The sequence below is a fragment of the Vibrio sp. 03-59-1 genome (assembly GCF_013114135.1).
In the GTDB taxonomy this organism is placed as follows: Bacteria; Pseudomonadota; Gammaproteobacteria; order Enterobacterales; family Vibrionaceae; genus Vibrio; species Vibrio cortegadensis.
Genome location: NZ_VTYA01000002.1, coordinates 81,063 through 97,339 on the forward strand (window position 1 = coordinate 81,063; position 16,277 = coordinate 97,339).

The window sequence follows — 16,277 nt, forward strand, 5'->3', positions numbered from 1 at the left end:
ACTGGCACGATAAGCAAGATCTTGAGCTTCAGCACCATTACCAACAAAGATACCGATGCACTTCGAGAATACGCCTTAACGCGAGATTACGCTGGGATGGTATTTCGTTTCTTAAACTAAAAACGGGAGCTATTTGGCTCCCGCTGAATCATTTATTCCTGCACTTGATGTTTGTAGTGCTCTTTCCATTGTCTAGCATATGGAATCATCACTATGTGTAACACCAACCACCAAAGAAACTTAGGGGCTGTTCCCCTGTAAGTTGATGCTGGCACATACCCGTGAGATAGCTGATTTCTCAAGTCACCATAAACTTTATCAAGTAGGAGTACTTGTAAGTTGGTGGTTAAATCAGACCCCAAAGTATCAATGATCGCTTGGTGTCCAAGTAGAGCTTTAATACCATTACGTTCTTGAGACCCGTCACCATGTAACGTAGAAGGCTCCTCTCCTTTCTGGCGAGCAAGATAGCGTAGAGAGTTCTCAATTTGCGGCACTAGCAAATGACAAGCGGTCATGAAGTCTCGATTGAAACCAGCCAATAGACCTTTCACAAAATATTCTTCATGACAATCTGGGATGAATGGATGATTTGAACAGATTTGCTCAATAGCTTCTTCTGTAACAACGTATTTGGTAGTGACTTCATTCAGAGCTGGCATAATCTGGCCTTGCACACCCAACTGGTGCTCAATACCAATATTGCGCATCATAATGCTCCAGCACCGCAGACCATTCTCGTCATCTTCAATACCAAGGTCAGCAGGAATTACAGCAGTTGTCATACCTTCATGATCTAGATGAGTCGTGCCGAACATCCATGAGATACTAGTTTGCATCTGCTCAACTGCATGCTCTCTTAACTGTTCCATGTTCGATGGTCTTGTGATAGTACCCAAGCGGAAAAGAGCATCGGACAAATCAACACTCTGCACGTTAGCAATAGCAGTATTAACAAGCTGACTAATATCTTGCCCGTCAGTAACGATAAGACCAAGGTCGTGCAAAGATTCTATTTGCTGCTCTCTCATTTCTTCATATAGAGCCAGTCTTTGTTCTTTAGTCCCTGGTACTTTAGCCAAAGCATCAATTGCTTTGAGCAGGCGTCCAGCGGCAATCATACCTTGTTGATATTGTTCAGCAGCTTTGACATGACATTCAGAAATAGCCTGCCAAGTAGCAATCTGCTTCTCTTTGTCTCGCATAGACATTGCTGCATCTAAAGCTATTTCGTTTGCATTAATGGATGAGTCGTAATCACCTCGTTCAAACTGCAACCTCGCTAGCTCTAGAGCTTGTTCGTAAATCCAATCATTCTCTTTGATACAAAACTCAAGGCAAAGAGTTAACAAGCGTTTTGCGTAAAAGCACCTCTCAGATTCTTTATGTGCTTCGTACTGTTCAAGAAGGAGCTGAGATACGTTTTCGAATAAATCAGGACGTTGATTATCCCGTCTGAACATGCAGCTCAGGCGCAGTGCACGCTCAATACGTTCACATGGCATAACCCACGAATCAGATTCATCAGCAAGTTGCTTAGCTGACTCTAAGTACGCTTCTATCGCCATATAAGCATGCTCGATAGTCCCAGACTTCGTAATCCATGCAATATCGGCTAATCGTGCTCGTAATTCATGGTTTTCAACTTCTGGGCAGAAGTCTTTAAGTGCCGTAAGTGACTCTTCGCTGAAGTCACTAGCTATTAAGCCTCTACGATCTTCAAAGATAAATTTGGGCTTGAAAGGTACCTTGGCATCTCTTGGAGTAAAGTGCATTGAACATGCAGCGGCTAACAAACGAGCTGGGACACTTTCTTCTTGCGCTGCTAAAGCAGATTCGATGTAGTGGTATGAGTGTTCTTCAACTTCAGACAAGATCACTGCTAGATCTAGTCTCTGCAACTCCTCTAGAGTTACAACCGTTTCATGTAATGACATAGGCTTCTCTATATGATTTTTGTTGTATTTTATTGAGATGCAACTTTGGAGAAAGCTGGGTTAGTGAGTCAATAGAATCTCATCTGGATCGAGTCCCTCAAGCGACTCAGTCATAAGTGTAGTATCGAGGTACATCTCGTCATTATCACTTGTTCCGAGGACTCGTGTCTCATATGTAGTGTCGAAGTGCAATTGATCTTGATCGGTTGCTTCCAATGTTTTCGTTATAGTCGTTTCATCTAAAAAATAAATACAATCATTATCTGTTGGCTCAGTGGTATTCGTTTGCACCGTCCAGTCCAACCTAATAGCATCTTCATCTTGGTTTTCGATTGTGAACGTTTGAGTCGTTGTATCTGTATTCGTACAAGCGACAGAAGGTGAGGACAGCTCTACTTTCTGACTATAGTTCATGATATAAGGTTTCATTTTTGCTCCTCCATACTTGCAATGAGCATCTTAGTATCAAAAAAACTGTCACTCAACTCTATAGTCGAGTTTTGTCCTGTAAGTTTAAGTGCTGTAATAGCAAAGTCTGTCGTCGTTTTACCTACAGTGTTTGATGATGAATAAATGAAGATTACTTTTTTATCGGGTGAAATGGCTTTTGATAACCTTAATAGCTCTTGAGGGGAAAAGTTTCCCTCACCATTAAGTAATATAAATTCAGTTGTTGATTTATTGCTACCGTGTAGTGGTTCTTTTGCCAGCCAGTTGTAAGGTTGTAAAGTGGTGATAATCAACAGCAATGTGCTTAAAATAATGCTTCTAATAAAGTACTTTTCAATATTTAATACCAGCGTTGCAGCTGCTACTTGCTCTTCTCGTGATTTTAACCAGTCAATATAGATACCTTCTGCTAACTTCTGCCAATCAGGAGACTCCTTGAAAGACATAAACATGCTTTTTATGGAGGCTTTTACCTGTAAGTAACGACGTAATAGAACTAGAACATTAACAAGGAAGATAACGGAAAGAGTAAAAGTTATCCAAATCACAATACTTGTTGTTGAAACTGGTAAATTATGTATCGACTTAAATAAAAATGTACATAAACCAGCATAAACCAAAGCAATTGCCACATAGCTATTCACCTTGTTGTTAAGGGTATTCATGCTGTTTTGACAATCAGCATGTTTATGTTTTAAAAACTCTATTCTCAATTGGCTCTTTAACCCATCAGCATCATCGTCTAATTCGAGGAATTTGTTTTTGCATTCTTCTAGTTCCTCCTGGTTACGTGATGGCTGTAAGTCAGAAAGTTTCAGAACTGAAAATAGCTCAAAGCCCTTTTCTTTGTTATACGATAAAAGGTATATATGTTTATCACCCCAAGGCAACGTTAATATAGAGAAGCGCAGTTCCGCAAGCTGAGTAATAGAGCCAAACCCTTTATCTCGTGAAATATGGAAAAAAGGGGAAAGGTTAAATATCCAGCAAACAAGTAACCCGAGTTTATACCAAATAGAGTTGTTGCGATGTTCCATTACTGTTCCTCCTGTGCTCTATTTTTCGTCAAGTAGCCAACAATTGCTCCAGAGATGTTTAACCCAGTCTCAAACTCTAACCATGCCCACTGTCCATTAGCGTTCATCTCCAAGAAGTACCAGACGTCACCCTTCACAATAAAATCAAAACAGCCAAACTTCATGTTGCAAAGCTTCATGAAAGTAAGACAGTTACTTCTAATCGTTGATGGGATCGAACAAGCTTCATAAGACACTTTATTATGAGGCTTTCTCCAGTCAATATTGTTCTCAGAATGAATTTTTACAGGGAAAAACTGTCCATCCACAACGGTGACCCGAACTTCGAAGTCTTTCTCGATAAAATTTTGCAGGTAGACTGGTGAGAACTCAAAGTTGTTAGTTTCGAAAGTTGGGTCTATCAGGTTTGTTTGTACAAACTCCTTACTAGAGCGGCTTGTTATTTCACCGATGGCAACAGGTTTGATGATGCCTGTGCAATCAGAAAAATGCTTTAGCAAACTGACATCGTTTGTGATCGCAAAGTCTGGCAAATGGAAGCCTGTTTGAGCTGCTAGAGATGCTTGAAGCACTTTATTATTAGCTCGGCGCATAACTGAAGGCCTTGTAAGCACAGTACCACTAAAGCTTTCAACAATACCCTCTACAAAAACGTATGTCTCCTTATGAATATAGGAGTGATAGTGACTCTCGAATATGCCATCGAGTTTTTCCATTGAAGGCTTTCGAAAGTAAATAGATGCACATGATCCAGAGTCAATGTAGTGGTTAGAGTCCTTTATTTTGAACCCATTAGCTGAAAAGGTTATGTGATAGTCAGAGAACCGATCTAGATCTAAACGGAAAAATGTGAGTTGACTGAATTTCTTTATAAGATATGAACAAGTTTTGTCATAGCTACTTGTTACCATTAAAATTTTCTTGTTTTGCAACGCAACTTACCTCTGCGTGTGATTGTACATCAATAAGCATACTAAATTATATGATGGCATTCTGTACTTACCATTGTTTACATGATCTTATCTTCTTGTTTTAACAAGTAATGGTATCTGATTTGTGATAGAAGTCTATTACTGTGGCACTGAGCTTTCATTTTGAACGTTGTTGGTATGGAGAGAGGTAAAAACAGTGGTAAGGCCTGAGTTTTCTAAGCCCCCTTCAGCATCTTCAGAACCAGAAGTCTTAGGCATTACACAACTAAGGTCTGCCATACGTCAACTAATTCGTGGTTCGTTAAATTAGCAGAGTCGCTGACACGTTTTTGTCCAAACTTGTGCTAGACCGAACGGTCTGAAATTTGTGATCACTGAGCGATTCCGAGTTTGCGCAGCAGAACGCGCAATACCGGCGTATTACAAAGCCACCGAAAAAAGTGGCTTATTGAATTTAAAATTAATCCTCTATATGACTTTTTCGAGGTAGTTTATGTATCATCCAATAGCCTACGCTCATAGCTAACACGACGGATGCGATTGCAAAAAGATAATTTGCACTCGTTGATTCAATGTCAATAATAATCACCTTTCGAGCGATAGCCATTAAAGCTGTAGCCATTACTATTTTGACATGAATGACATTATCTCTAAGGTAAACGGTGATATTGATGAAAATTTCTATCGCGATTAGTACTGCCATAAATGCACCAAAAGTGGCTAGCATGTCTGATATGGTCAAAATAAAGAATGGCGGCGATGTCAGCTTCTTATATAGAATCCATGACACATCAACGACACCCATAATAATTACAAATACCATAAGAATAGATAGTACTCTTACCGACCAGTGAATAACGACTTGTAGGCTACTTGAGAATCTATCATTATTGTCAATTTTCATATCGTTAACTCCATTTACCGCGTCGTGGACACAATGGGAGAAATAAACTCACTTGGTTTTAAGGTAACAACGGTTGCATTTAATTTATTTAGCCAATATTCAGCCTTGTTCCCCATTAAATATCCGGCAATACCGGTTCGCGACATGGATCCTAGGAAAGTGACATCAATTGAGTTTTGTTCAATAAATGTTGGGAGTAGCTCTTTGGCATGGCCTTGTATTAGCTCGATATGAACATTAACGGAATTGTTATTATCTACAAGGTTATCTATGAGAGTTCTCATTTTTCTCGCACGTTCAATCTTCATTTTCTCTTTAAGAATCGCGATATCAGTATCGTTATAGCCACTCCATTTTCGCAAGAAGCCTTCAGACTCTAGCTCCCATATGTGGCACAGAACTAACTCAGAATTTGTTGCTTTGCATAAATCGTATGCAGAATTGAGTATTCTCTTACACAGATCAGCACTTACTTGTTCATCAAGGTCTATTGCCGCTAAGATTTTTTTGGACGAATGCAATTCGCGAGTGGTAGACCAAATAGGAATCTCAGATTTACGCATTAGATGAAGTGTTGTGCTCCCTCTTTGACAGGCATGAGACTTACTTTTTCGATGGCTATCAATCACTATAAAATCAGAACCTTCAGATCTGGCACACTGAATTATCTCTATGAACGGGATACCGATTCTTACTTGAACATTAAAATCGATATTTTTATATTTACCTTTTAATTCACTTACAAGTGTTCTTAATTGTGAATAGTATATTTTGGTGACTTTATCGAGAATATCTAACGTTTTTACAGAATATTGACTAATTTCTTTTAGCTCATCCATATCCTCGATAACCATTAATAACGTAATTTTTGATTCACATTCATCTGCGATATTAAGTATATTGTTGAGAGATGACGTTATCTTTTGTTCAGGTGCTACTGGGACTAGTAATTGTTTAAATAACATGTTGCCTCCAATTTAACTGTGATTCGTTGTGCTTTACAAAAACAATACGTCACCGTATGTATTAATAATAATTAATAATAACAATGATGATCATAGATATTTATCTATACTTAAATTCAGATTAACTGGCTAAGCTCTTAGAAATTAGGCATAGAACACAGAGGACGATATATGCAATTATTGAGAAATCGGTTGTCTAATTTTCGGAGTTTTCGAGTATTTCTTACCGTCTATGAAGAAGGTTCAGTTTCGAAGGCTGCTAAAGTTTTAAACCTGACTCAACCAACGGTTTCAATACAGCTTAAGCAGTTTTCGGAGCTTCTTTCTGTCGAGCTTTACTACTTGCAAGGAAAAAAACTGGTGTTCACCGAAGCGGGCCATATTACCGCTCGGTACTGCATGCAAATCGTGCAAAACGTCGACGATTTAGAGATTGAAATTGCCAATTTGACACAATTAAAATCGGGAACGTTAAAAGTAGCAGCCGTGACATCTTGTGAGTATTTTGTTCCACATTTAATAGGAAGCTTCTTAGATAAACATCCTATGGTGGACATCGTTTTGAAAGTAGACAATCGAGACAGCATAAAAGAAAGGTATATAAATGGTCGAGATGACTTGTACTTATTCAGTCATATTGATAGTGATATGAAAGGCGATGTTGTCCCTCTTTTTCCCAATAATTTATATGCCATTGCGAACAAAAGTCATCCTCTTGCTCTTAAAGAACGCGTTACTTTACGGTCACTGGCAGGTTTTTCTTGGATCTTACGAGAACAAGGCTCAGGCACTCGCCAAGCAATAGAAAAGCACCTTGAGCGGCACGATTTAAATATAAAACCCAAATTTGTAATGGAGAGCAATGAAGCAATTAAACATTGTGTTATGGCTGGTATGGGGCTTTCTATCCTCTCTGAATATGCCTTAACCCAAGAGAATCCAGATAACATCGCTATATTGTCAGTCGACACGTTCCCTATTGAAACGCACTGGAATCTTGTCTTTCCGAGTACCAAGCAACAAAGTCCACTCAGCCAAGCATTCATGGCGCATCTTATTGACTATAAAAAAATACTGAAAGACAGTTTGATCAAAAAAGAAATGTCTCAATTTTTTAGATTGCATAACATTTCAACTTAAACAAAAGATGCGTAATGAGTACCATTTATTTAACCGCAGCTTGATTGAGCATAATTCTACAGGCACATTAATAATTAATATTTTTCTAAATTAGCCATTGCGGTAAAACGGAATGGTCCAAAAATGAATTAATAGACAAGCCATCGGCGGTGTGCTCACCAATCAGTATGCATTCAATTGACAGCTTGATACGGTGGTGGGGGATTTATTGAGGGGCTTGGAACATATTCAGGTTGTCGGCATGCATACCGACAACCTAGATGACTGAAATACTATATGTGTTTAGTTAAGGCTAACTTCCACATCGGAATGTACTTGGCTCGAACAAGCTAATACGTAACCTTGCTCAATCTCTTCCGGAGTCAAAGTCTCTTGGCTGGTAGAGCGTACTTCGCCTTTGTTTACTTTACATTTGCAAGAGCCACAAATACCGCTGCGACATGCTGCTATGATTGGCAAACCTGCACCTTCTAATGCATCGATCAGTGGAGCGCCGTGCTCTGCTTCAAGGCTTGCACCGAAATCTGGAACATGAATACTAACCGCACCAGAAGCCTGCTGTTCAACAACCGCTTCCTCTTGGTTTGATTCTTCTGCTGTTGGCGTAAAACTCTCTTGATGGAAATGTGCCATATCAAAGCCCATCTCTTTCAAGTTGTTTTCCATATCCTGCATAAAGCTTACGGGACCACATAGGTAAACCGTGCGCTCTAAAATATCGCTACATAGTTGTTGCAACCATTGTGCATCAAGACGACCTTGTGGGTGACGAGTCGTTTGATTGTCTTTAAGTAATAGCTTGAGGTTGAAGTTAGCGTGCTCTCCATCCATCTGTTCAAGCTCACTAAAGTAGATAGTTTGCAGCGGGCTTTTCGCCATATGCACAAAATCGATATCGACAGTTGAAGCCTGCTCATCTGATAACCATGTTTTAGCCATCGACATCACTGGTGTAATACCACAACCTGCACTGATCAATACCACTTTTTGGCGTTCAGTATTACGCTTTGGCGCGTGATCGACAGTGTTAAATATGCCCGCAGGTTTAAGAACCTGAACTTCGTCGCCTTCTTTGAGAGAATCTACGATGTAGTTAGATACGGCACCATTTTCAACGCGTTTAATGGTCAGTTGAAGGTACACTTGCCCTGGGATTGAGCTGATTGAATATGCGCGGTAATCAATTTTACTAGGGTTACTTTTCTCGATTGGAAGCCCAAGGGAAATGAATTGTCCGGGTTTGAAATCAAAGCTAGCATCGTTGTTTTTTGGAGCGATTTGTAGGCTAACAGTATCGTCGGTTTCAAACCATTTTTTGAGACACACCATAGTTACAGGTGTGGTATTTGGCCATTCGAATGTCATCATTATTGTCACTTTTTTAATCGAGAAATGAGAAATTATGGAAGGTGTATCTTGTGTCTTTCATTATGAAAAATTCGATGCCTGCCACTTTAATATGAAAGTCATATATAAAAGTAATCAGGCATCGAACTTGGTCTACGTCATTCGCTGTTTAGCGCTTTAATCAAGCTTAACTGCTCAATTGCTTAACTGCTTAGCGATAGCGGAGACTTATGACGCTTTTAAGATAGTCTTAAGGTCGTCTTCAACGTTACCAATGCTGCGCATGTCGAACTTGTCTTGGATGATAGCAAGTAGATTATCAGTCAAGAATGCTGGTGCAGTTGGACCAGTGTAGATGCCTTTAACGCCAAGAGCGAATAGAGTCAGTAGGATAACAATCGCTTTTTGCTCGAACCAAGATAGAACCAGTGTTAGTGGTAGATCGTTGATGTCGCAATCGAACTCTTTACCTAGAGCAAGCGCAAGTTGAATTGCAGAGTAAGCATCGTTACATTGGCCTACATCTAATAGACGTGGGATACCGTTGATGTCACCGAATTGGTTCTTGTTGAAGCGATATTTACCACATGCAAGCGTTAGGATCACGCTGTCTTCAGGCGCTTGAGCTGTGAAGTCTGTGTAGTAGCTACGCTCAGATTTGTCACCGTCACAACCACCAACAAGGAAGAAGTGGCTAATGTTGCCTTCTTTAACTTGTTCAACCACTGCTGGAGCCGCTGCCATAAGAGCATTACGACCAAAACCGATAGTGATCATCTGTTCGATTTCGTTCTGTTTGAAACCTTCTTGTGCAAGTGCACAGTCGATTACTTGGCTGAAATCATCACCTTCAATGTGAGCAACACCAGGCCAGCCTACGATGCTACGAGTGAATAGACGATCTGAGTATTGACCTACATTTGGGTTCAACAGACAGTTAGAAGTCATCACAACAGCACCAGGGAAGTTCGCGAATTCTTTCTGTTGGTTCTGCCATGCACTACCGTAGTTACCTACTAGGTGTGGGTATTTTTTCAGCTCAGGGTAAGAGTGAGCTGGAAGCATTTCACCGTTAGTGTAAACGTTGATGCCTTTGCCTTCAGTTTGCTGAAGAATCTTCTCAAGATCGTGAAGATCGTGACCAGAAACAAGGATACATTTACCCGCAATAGTTTTTACGTTCACTTGAGTAGGTTCTGGGTGACCGAATGTCGCCGTTTCGCCAGTATCAAGCATTTCCATGATGCGGTAGTTCACTAGGCCAATTTTCATTGAGCAATCTAGTAGCTCACCTAGGTCTGTTGGATCAGTACCTAGCCAAGCCATGATTTCGTGGTATTCAGCGAATACTTTCTCGTCAGTTTGACCAAGAACGCGTGCATGCTCTAGGTAAGCAGCAGCACCTTTTAGACCGTAAAGACAAAGTAAGCGAAGGCCGATAACGTCTTCGTGTTGTGAATCATGGCCACGGTTAACCGCTGCTTGAGGTGCAATTGCAAGGAACTGCTCTGCGTCTGTAGGTAGTTCGAATTTCGCTGCCGCCGAAAGCTCTGGAAGCTCTACGTTTGAAAGTGTTGCTGCTGCGCGAACTGCTTGCTCTAGTTGCTGCTTGTATTGGTTAGCTTGTTGTACGAATTCAACGATACGAGCAGGGTCGAAGTTAACGTTAGTCAATGTTGCGAAGAAAGCTTTTGGTGCCCACTGATCAATTTCATCTACGATGATGTCAAATTTGCGACCTTGTTCAGCCCAAAATGAAACACCTTGTAAAGAGTAAACGAGTACGTCTTGTAAGTCAGAAACTTCAGAAGTTTTGCCACACATACCTTGTGTGAAAGAACAGCCTTTTACAGCAGGCGTTTGGATTGTTTGTTCACATTGAATACAGAACATGTATTGTCGCTCCATTGAGTAGTGTTGCGATCTCAGTTCGTTGCTGAAATCGAATATAATTACCGAGCGTTATTGCATAGACTATGCCAGAAGTTAACCTGTTGTTTTTGAAGGGTTTTGTGTTTTTATTTTAAGAGGGTTGATGTGTTTTTTACATCGCAGCTGTTGTAAAAAACACATCAATTTAAATTGTTCCTATGTTTTTGTTATATCGAGCTTTTTACCCATTCGATATAAATTTCCACGATCCATTTGCAGGAACTCTGCTGCTTTTGCCCAGACCCCGTTCGATTCGGCTAAAGCGTGCTCAATCAATTGTTTTTGGTACGATTCGACTAATTCCCGCATTGGCTGGCTCTTGGCAGGGAATATGTTTGATGTCATTTCTACACTCGGCTTGATTTCTAGTTCATCAACAAAGTGCTGCAAAGTAATGATGTGTTCGTTGTGCTGAATGGTTCTTAGCGCCGCTCGCATTAAAGTATGCTCTAACTCTCGTACATTTCCGGGCCAAGCAACCTGTTCTAAATGCATGAGTGTTTTAGGATGAATGTGTAGGTTTGGAACATTAAATTGACTGCGAACCTTATCCAGTAAATGCCCCGCTAATACGGGAATATCTCCGTCGCGCTCACGCAGTGGTGGGATATGAATAGGAAATACATTCAGACGATGGAAAAGGTCGGCTCTGAAGTTACCTTGATCGACTTCATATTCAAGATTTCTGTTCGTTGCAGCAATCAAACGAACGTCGACGAGAACATTTTTATCGCTACCTACGCGCTGTACTTCACCTTGTTGGATCACTCGCAGTAATTTGGCTTGAATCAGTAGTGGTAGTTCTCCAATTTCATCAAGAAAAATCGTGCCGCCATCAGCAAGCTCAAACTTACCCGCTCGCTGTGAATTGGCCCCGGTATACGCGCCTTTTACATGACCAAATAGCTCGCTTTCAGCCAATGTTTCGGGTAGCGCTGCACAGTTTACGTAGATCATGGGTTTGTCATTTCGCTGTGACTGCTCATGGACTGCATGGGCTACGAGCTCTTTACCCACCCCTGTTTCGCCACTGATTAACACCGCGTAATCGGAGTGGGCGACCATCGAAATATTGCTTCGTAATTTTTGGATTTGTGGGCTGATCCCAACCATTTCACCTTGTATGCTACGAGCTTGCTGAATCAAGGCTGTCGTGATTGATTTTTGTTGTTTATTCTTGGCTTTTAGCGCATCAAATTGAGCTCGATTTCTGAGCGTTGCCGCAGCCAAAGCCGCGAAAGTTTCAATGGTAATATTGTCAATTTTATCGAACGCGCCCACTTCCAAAGCATCGAGAGTGAGCACACCGACAAGCTTGTTTTCGACGTATAAACTGCACCCTAAACAGTCATGCACATCAATGTGAGTCGATTCATTGAGGAGCAAGCCGTCGAAAGGATCGGGTAGGTCGCTATTGGCAGCAAATCGGACTGGATGTTGGCTGTCAATAATCGCCGCTAAACGTGGGTGCGCTTTGGGGAAGAAGCGTCGACCAAGCACGGTTTGAGAGAGCCCCTTTACGGCCACAGGCTTAAGAAAATCTTCTTGGTCTAAAACGAAAAGAGCACTGGCATCGCAAGGAAATACTTGATGAAGTGAGTCAATTAAGCGTTGGTAATGTTTATCGCTCGCCAGATTTGAGCTTAGGTCTAAAGCGATTTGAAGTAAGACGTTTTCAGTAGAAAGTTTCATGGTGCGCTCCGTATTGAACGCACACAATATCAGTTTGTTGTAAAAAACACATCAAACGTTTTGATTTGATCTAGCTTGCTTGATGTACTTTTTACCTAAACACGCCCACTGCGGGATCAATCTTTAGGATGAATATCTCGCTGTGATAACTCACTGAGTAAGAAATCGAGCAGCACTCTTAATCGCTTAGGCATGAGTTTTCTTTCTGGATAGACAAAGCTGATCCCAACCGTCGGGATAGACCACTCTGGAAGCAGTCGCGTCAATTTTCCACTTTGAATATGCGGTCGGCAGAGGTATTCAGGTAGAACCGACACACCGAGCCCATCAATGGTTGCGGTGAGCGATGACGTAATGGTGTTCACACTGAGTTGATGAGGGAGTTCTACTGTAATTTGCTGCTCACCATTGCTAAACATCCACAATGATTCTAACTGAGGGCGTGATAGTTTCACCCGCTTGTGGTTGGTGCGTAAATCGTGTGGGTGATGGATCTTAGGGTGTTGTTTTAAGTAATTCGGGCTAGCCACCAGTTGTTGATTTGAAGAGTAAAAAAGCCGAGCCACATTATTGGAGAGCTTGGGTTCACCTATCTGACAATGCAGGTCTACACCATCTGCGATTAAATCAATATGGCGATTGGTCAGATCAAGATTAATGGTCACTTCTGGGTAGCGTAACAAGAAAGCGTCTATATAAGGCATCAGCATTTGGTGGCCGAGTTCAATGGGCATGGCGATGTTGATATGCCCACGGATTGTGGATTGGCTTTCGCAGATCTCTTGCTCTGCACTTTCCATGATCGACAACATCTCAGAGCAAGACTGGTAAAAGGTTTGCCCCTCTGCGGTTGTCGCTAAATGGCGAGTGGTACGGACTAATAATTTCACCCCCAGTTGATTCTCTAGCTCTAAAACCTTGCGGCTTACGGTAGATTTGGTGAGTTTTAGGCTCTCTGACGCAAGGGTAAAACTTCCAGATTCAACGACTTTCGCAAAAATAGCGACGGCATTTAAGTCCATAACACACTCTATTAGTAAGATTATTAGGACAGTATTTCCTTTTTATCCTATCTAATCAAATAATGTTTTTTGTATAAAATAGGGCTTCTCATAGAAATGGCTGCTCATCACTATCAGCCGCTTCATTATTGAGTCAACATTTCATCGCTCTATAATACAAGGTACACAACATTGGCCACAGAACATCCCACTAATCAGGCAACATCTCAACCGTTACAAACCGCACCATCACTTGAACTTACCCCTAGAAAGAAGCCTAAAGCGGCTATCATTGCGACGATGATATTCGTATCTTTAGGTTTACTTGCATCAGGTTATTGGTTCGGATATGGGCAATATTTCCAATCGACAGATAATGCTTACGTAAAAGCCAATATCACTAATATCAGTGCCAAGGTTTCAGGCTACGTCGTCGAAACTTTGGTCGATGACAATCAGTTCGTGACATCGGGAACGCTACTGGCAAAGATTGATGATCGTGAGTTTCAGGTTAAAAAATCTCAGTCTATAGCCAACTTACAAGTCCAACTTGCATCGGTTGAATATTCTCAAGCGCAGCATCGATTGCAGCAACGAGTCATTATTCAAACTAAAAGTGAAGTTGATTCAGCTCAAGCAGATTTAGAACGCTCACAGCAACTGCTTCAACGTAGTCAAAGCTTGCTCAAGAAACAGTATTCATCGCAGGATGAAGTGGATAATGCTTTCGCTCATTTGAAGGTCTCCAAAGCACAATTAGAAGAAGCGCAGTCACACTATATTGCTGAACAAGAAAAACTGAATGTCATTGATAGCCAAATTGTGCAAGCACAAGCATCAGTGGCAGAAGCTCAAACGGAATTGGATCAAGCGGAGCTGAATTTAAGCTATACCAAAATCGTAGCGCCAGTCGATGGCATTGTGGGTAGACGTAGCGTAAGGGAAGGGTTATTCATTCAGCCCGGTATGCCGCTAATAAGTTTAGTGCCAACGTCGGATGTTTGGGTGGAAGCGAACTTCAAAGAGACTCAGCTGGCTAAAATGCAGCCGGGACAAAAAGTGAATATCGAGCTAGATGCGTTTCCAAATCGCGAGATAACAGGCACATTAGAAAGCTTTTCTCCTGCCACTGGGGCTCAATTTGCACTGCTACCTCCTGAGAATGCGACGGGTAATTTTACAAAAATCGTTCAACGTGTCCCTGTGAAAATCCACTTTGATGATCAAACACTGGCAGCGCAGCAAATCATTCCTGGTTTATCAGCCGTCGTTACGGTCGATACGCATGATATCCGCAACGAAAATGAGAGTGAGTTGGCGGCAGAAAGTAGTGATATTGCATTAGAGCCAAGAGGCTAAATCATGGCTGAAATGGTTGCTTCAAATACACAAGCCGAATCAGTAAAGCCGAAGGAAACAACTTCTGAAGTTTCTTTACGTAGCTGGATTGCACTGATGGGCGGTATGCTAGGTTCATTCATGGCGATTTTGGATATCCAGATCACCAACTCATCGCTCAAAGATATTCAAGGCGCACTGTCTGCAACACTCGATGAAAGTTCGTGGATTGCGACTTCTTATTTAGTTGCCGAAATGGTGGCGATTCCGCTTAGTGGTTGGTTGTCTAAAACCTTAGGCAAACGCCGCTACCTTACGGGTACAACCGTGATCTTTGGTTTGTCTTCATTGCTTTGTTCCTTTGCTTGGAATATGCCCTCAATGATCGCATTTCGAGCTATACAAGGGTTCAGTGGTGGAGCATTAATACCGCTCGCGTTTTCGCTGGTGGTGCAATTACTACCACTGCATAAACGTGCGCTTGGTATGACCTTGTTCGGTATTACCGCGACGTTTGCGCCTTCCATTGGGCCGACGCTTGGTGGGTGGCTAACTGAAAACTTCTCATGGCACTTCATCTTCTATATCAACTTGATTCCTGCTATTGCGGTTATTGCGATGGTGAGATTCGGTCTAGATGATGAAAAAATTAATATCGAATTTCTTCGCAATGCTGATTGGGCTGGTATTTTATTGATGGGAGTAGGGCTTGGCTGTCTCGAAGTCGTTCTAGAAGAGGGAAGCCGAGAAGAGTGGTTCAGTTCAACCTTCATCACTGCGCTTTCAGTTATTGCGGTGGTCTGTATTACCTATTTCATCATTAATGAATTGTATCGAAAAGATCCATTAGTGAACCTGCGTTTGTTGGGGAATCAACGTTTTGCAATGGCATGCTTTACCTATTTGATTTTGGGGATGGGATTGATGGGATCGATTTATGTGATCCCACTGTATTTGACGGAAATCCAGCATTACAACGCGCTTGAAATCGGCGAGGTTCTGATGTGGATGGGGTTTCCTCAGTTAATGATTTTCCCTTTTGTGCCTAAAGTGTTGAAGTTCATAAAACCCAAATATTTAGCGGCGTTCGGTTTTGGCATGTTTGCGTTGAGCTGTTGGATGAATACCCACATGACGGCTGATTTTGGGCATGATCAATTGGTCGTATCAATGCTCATTAGAGCGGTTGGTAGCCCATTTATGATGGTGTCTTTGTCAATGGTGGCGATGCAAGGAGTACCAAAACCTAGCGTACCGGACGCTTCGACGCTAACCAATATCATGCGTAATTTGGGTGGTGCGTTTGGTATTGCGATCATCGCAACGTTACTTGATAACAAGGCTAGAGAACATTTAGCACACGTTCAGAGTAGCCTGCCGAGTGTTAGTTCTGATGCATGGTATTACTTACAACAACAAGCTCAATTTTTCATTGGTTCAGGAAGTGACCCTGTGACGGCGAACTTGCAAGCAAACTCAATGCTGATGTCGACCATGTATCAAAATGGTCGGATCATGGCGTACAACGATATTTTTGTGGTGATGACGGCATTCTTGTCCCTCGCCGCGGTGATGTTACTTGTCAGGAAAGAGAATTAAATC

The 16,277-nt window shown here is 41.6% G+C and carries 14 protein-coding genes; 3 read left to right on the plus strand and 11 right to left on the minus strand.

The window, feature by feature from the left end:
- Positions 1-152 precede the first annotated feature (152 nt).
- The 7 genes from F0249_RS02230 to F0249_RS02260 all read right to left on the minus strand — a co-directional run bounded on the left by F0249_RS02230 (position 153) and on the right by F0249_RS02260 (position 6,225).
- The gene (locus tag F0249_RS02230; protein WP_171755724.1) at positions 153-1,937 is read right to left on the minus strand and encodes a DUF4209 domain-containing protein; all 1,785 of its coding nucleotides are present in this window, start codon (positions 1,935-1,937) and stop codon (positions 153-155) included.
- Between the two features lie 60 nt (positions 1,938-1,997).
- A complete protein-coding gene (locus F0249_RS02235; RefSeq protein ID WP_171755725.1) occupies positions 1,998-2,366 on the minus strand; it encodes a hypothetical protein in 369 nt (122 codons plus the stop codon).
- Positions 2,363-3,424 carry a hypothetical protein gene (locus tag F0249_RS02240; protein WP_171755726.1) on the minus strand — a complete coding sequence of 354 codons (1,062 nt, stop codon included), beginning with the start codon at positions 3,422-3,424 and terminating at the stop codon, positions 2,363-2,365. The genes F0249_RS02235 and F0249_RS02240 overlap by 4 nt, the downstream gene beginning before the upstream one ends.
- Complete coding sequence (locus tag F0249_RS02245; RefSeq protein WP_157939756.1) at positions 3,424-4,017, minus strand: hypothetical protein; 594 nt, start codon at positions 4,015-4,017, stop codon at positions 3,424-3,426. Before F0249_RS02245 ends, F0249_RS02240 begins: the two co-directional genes overlap by 1 nt.
- Before the next feature lie 477 nt (positions 4,018-4,494).
- The gene (locus tag F0249_RS02250; protein ID WP_157939757.1) at positions 4,495-4,635 is read right to left on the minus strand and encodes a hypothetical protein; all 141 of its coding nucleotides are present in this window, start codon (positions 4,633-4,635) and stop codon (positions 4,495-4,497) included.
- A gap of 181 nt (positions 4,636-4,816) precedes the next feature.
- Positions 4,817-5,260, minus strand: coding sequence for a phosphate-starvation-inducible PsiE family protein (locus F0249_RS02255; protein WP_017051369.1), 444 nt, complete (start codon positions 5,258-5,260; stop codon positions 4,817-4,819).
- Positions 5,261-5,274: 14 nt separating this feature from the next.
- The gene (locus F0249_RS02260) at positions 5,275-6,225 is read right to left on the minus strand and encodes a universal stress protein (protein ID WP_171755727.1); all 951 of its coding nucleotides are present in this window, start codon (positions 6,223-6,225) and stop codon (positions 5,275-5,277) included.
- A gap of 171 nt (positions 6,226-6,396) precedes the next feature.
- Between F0249_RS02260 and F0249_RS02265 the strand changes: the two genes are divergently transcribed.
- Positions 6,397-7,365 (plus strand): LysR family transcriptional regulator, encoded by a 969-nt coding sequence (locus F0249_RS02265; RefSeq protein WP_113800038.1) that lies wholly within the window; start codon positions 6,397-6,399, stop codon positions 7,363-7,365.
- Positions 7,366-7,647: 282 nt separating this feature from the next.
- On the opposite strand, the gene F0249_RS02270 is transcribed toward F0249_RS02265, so the two are convergent.
- The 4 genes from F0249_RS02270 to F0249_RS02285 form a co-directional block, all read right to left on the minus strand.
- On the minus strand, positions 7,648-8,733 hold the full coding sequence (locus tag F0249_RS02270; protein ID WP_113800040.1) for a hybrid-cluster NAD(P)-dependent oxidoreductase: 1,086 nt from the start codon (positions 8,731-8,733) through the stop codon (positions 7,648-7,650).
- Between the two features lie 207 nt (positions 8,734-8,940).
- Entirely contained in the window at positions 8,941-10,605 is a 1,665-nt protein-coding gene (gene hcp / locus F0249_RS02275) for a hydroxylamine reductase (RefSeq protein WP_017051364.1), read from the minus strand.
- Between the two features lie 195 nt (positions 10,606-10,800).
- The gene (gene norR, locus F0249_RS02280; RefSeq protein ID WP_113800045.1) at positions 10,801-12,336 is read right to left on the minus strand and encodes a nitric oxide reductase transcriptional regulator NorR; all 1,536 of its coding nucleotides are present in this window, start codon (positions 12,334-12,336) and stop codon (positions 10,801-10,803) included.
- A gap of 116 nt (positions 12,337-12,452) precedes the next feature.
- A complete protein-coding gene (locus tag F0249_RS02285; RefSeq protein WP_017051362.1) occupies positions 12,453-13,358 on the minus strand; it encodes a LysR family transcriptional regulator in 906 nt (301 codons plus the stop codon).
- A gap of 171 nt (positions 13,359-13,529) precedes the next feature.
- Between F0249_RS02285 and F0249_RS02290 the strand changes: the two genes are divergently transcribed.
- Positions 13,530-14,696 carry an HlyD family secretion protein gene (locus F0249_RS02290; protein WP_171755728.1) on the plus strand — a complete coding sequence of 389 codons (1,167 nt, stop codon included), beginning with the start codon at positions 13,530-13,532 and terminating at the stop codon, positions 14,694-14,696.
- A 12-nt stretch (positions 14,697-14,708) separates the two neighbouring features.
- On the plus strand, positions 14,709-16,274 hold the full coding sequence (locus tag F0249_RS02295; protein ID WP_216599510.1) for a DHA2 family efflux MFS transporter permease subunit: 1,566 nt from the start codon (positions 14,709-14,711) through the stop codon (positions 16,272-16,274).
- Positions 16,275-16,277: the final 3 nt, after the last annotated feature.

Excerpts from the sequence above, each read along its gene's own strand:
- F0249_RS02230 (WP_171755724.1), bottom strand. The coding sequence starts at position 1,937 with ATGTCATTACATGAAACGGTTGTAACTCTAGAGGAGTTGCAGAGACTA.
- F0249_RS02235 (WP_171755725.1), bottom strand. The coding sequence starts at position 2,366 with ATGAAACCTTATATCATGAACTATAGTCAGAAAGTAGAGCTGTCCTCA.
- F0249_RS02240 (WP_171755726.1), bottom strand. The coding sequence starts at position 3,424 with ATGGAACATCGCAACAACTCTATTTGGTATAAACTCGGGTTACTTGTT.
- F0249_RS02245 (WP_157939756.1), bottom strand. The coding sequence starts at position 4,017 with ATGCGCCGAGCTAATAATAAAGTGCTTCAAGCATCTCTAGCAGCTCAA.
- F0249_RS02250 (WP_157939757.1), bottom strand. The coding sequence starts at position 4,635 with ATGGCAGACCTTAGTTGTGTAATGCCTAAGACTTCTGGTTCTGAAGAT.
- F0249_RS02255 (WP_017051369.1), bottom strand. The coding sequence starts at position 5,260 with ATGAAAATTGACAATAATGATAGATTCTCAAGTAGCCTACAAGTCGTT.
- F0249_RS02260 (WP_171755727.1), bottom strand. The coding sequence starts at position 6,225 with ATGTTATTTAAACAATTACTAGTCCCAGTAGCACCTGAACAAAAGATA.
- F0249_RS02265 (WP_113800038.1), top strand. The coding sequence starts at position 6,397 with ATGCAATTATTGAGAAATCGGTTGTCTAATTTTCGGAGTTTTCGAGTA.
- F0249_RS02270 (WP_113800040.1), bottom strand. The coding sequence starts at position 8,733 with ATGATGACATTCGAATGGCCAAATACCACACCTGTAACTATGGTGTGT.
- hcp (WP_017051364.1), bottom strand. The coding sequence starts at position 10,605 with ATGTTCTGTATTCAATGTGAACAAACAATCCAAACGCCTGCTGTAAAA.
- norR (WP_113800045.1), bottom strand. The coding sequence starts at position 12,336 with ATGAAACTTTCTACTGAAAACGTCTTACTTCAAATCGCTTTAGACCTA.
- F0249_RS02285 (WP_017051362.1), bottom strand. The coding sequence starts at position 13,358 with ATGGACTTAAATGCCGTCGCTATTTTTGCGAAAGTCGTTGAATCTGGA.
- F0249_RS02295 (WP_216599510.1), top strand. The coding sequence starts at position 14,709 with ATGGTTGCTTCAAATACACAAGCCGAATCAGTAAAGCCGAAGGAAACA.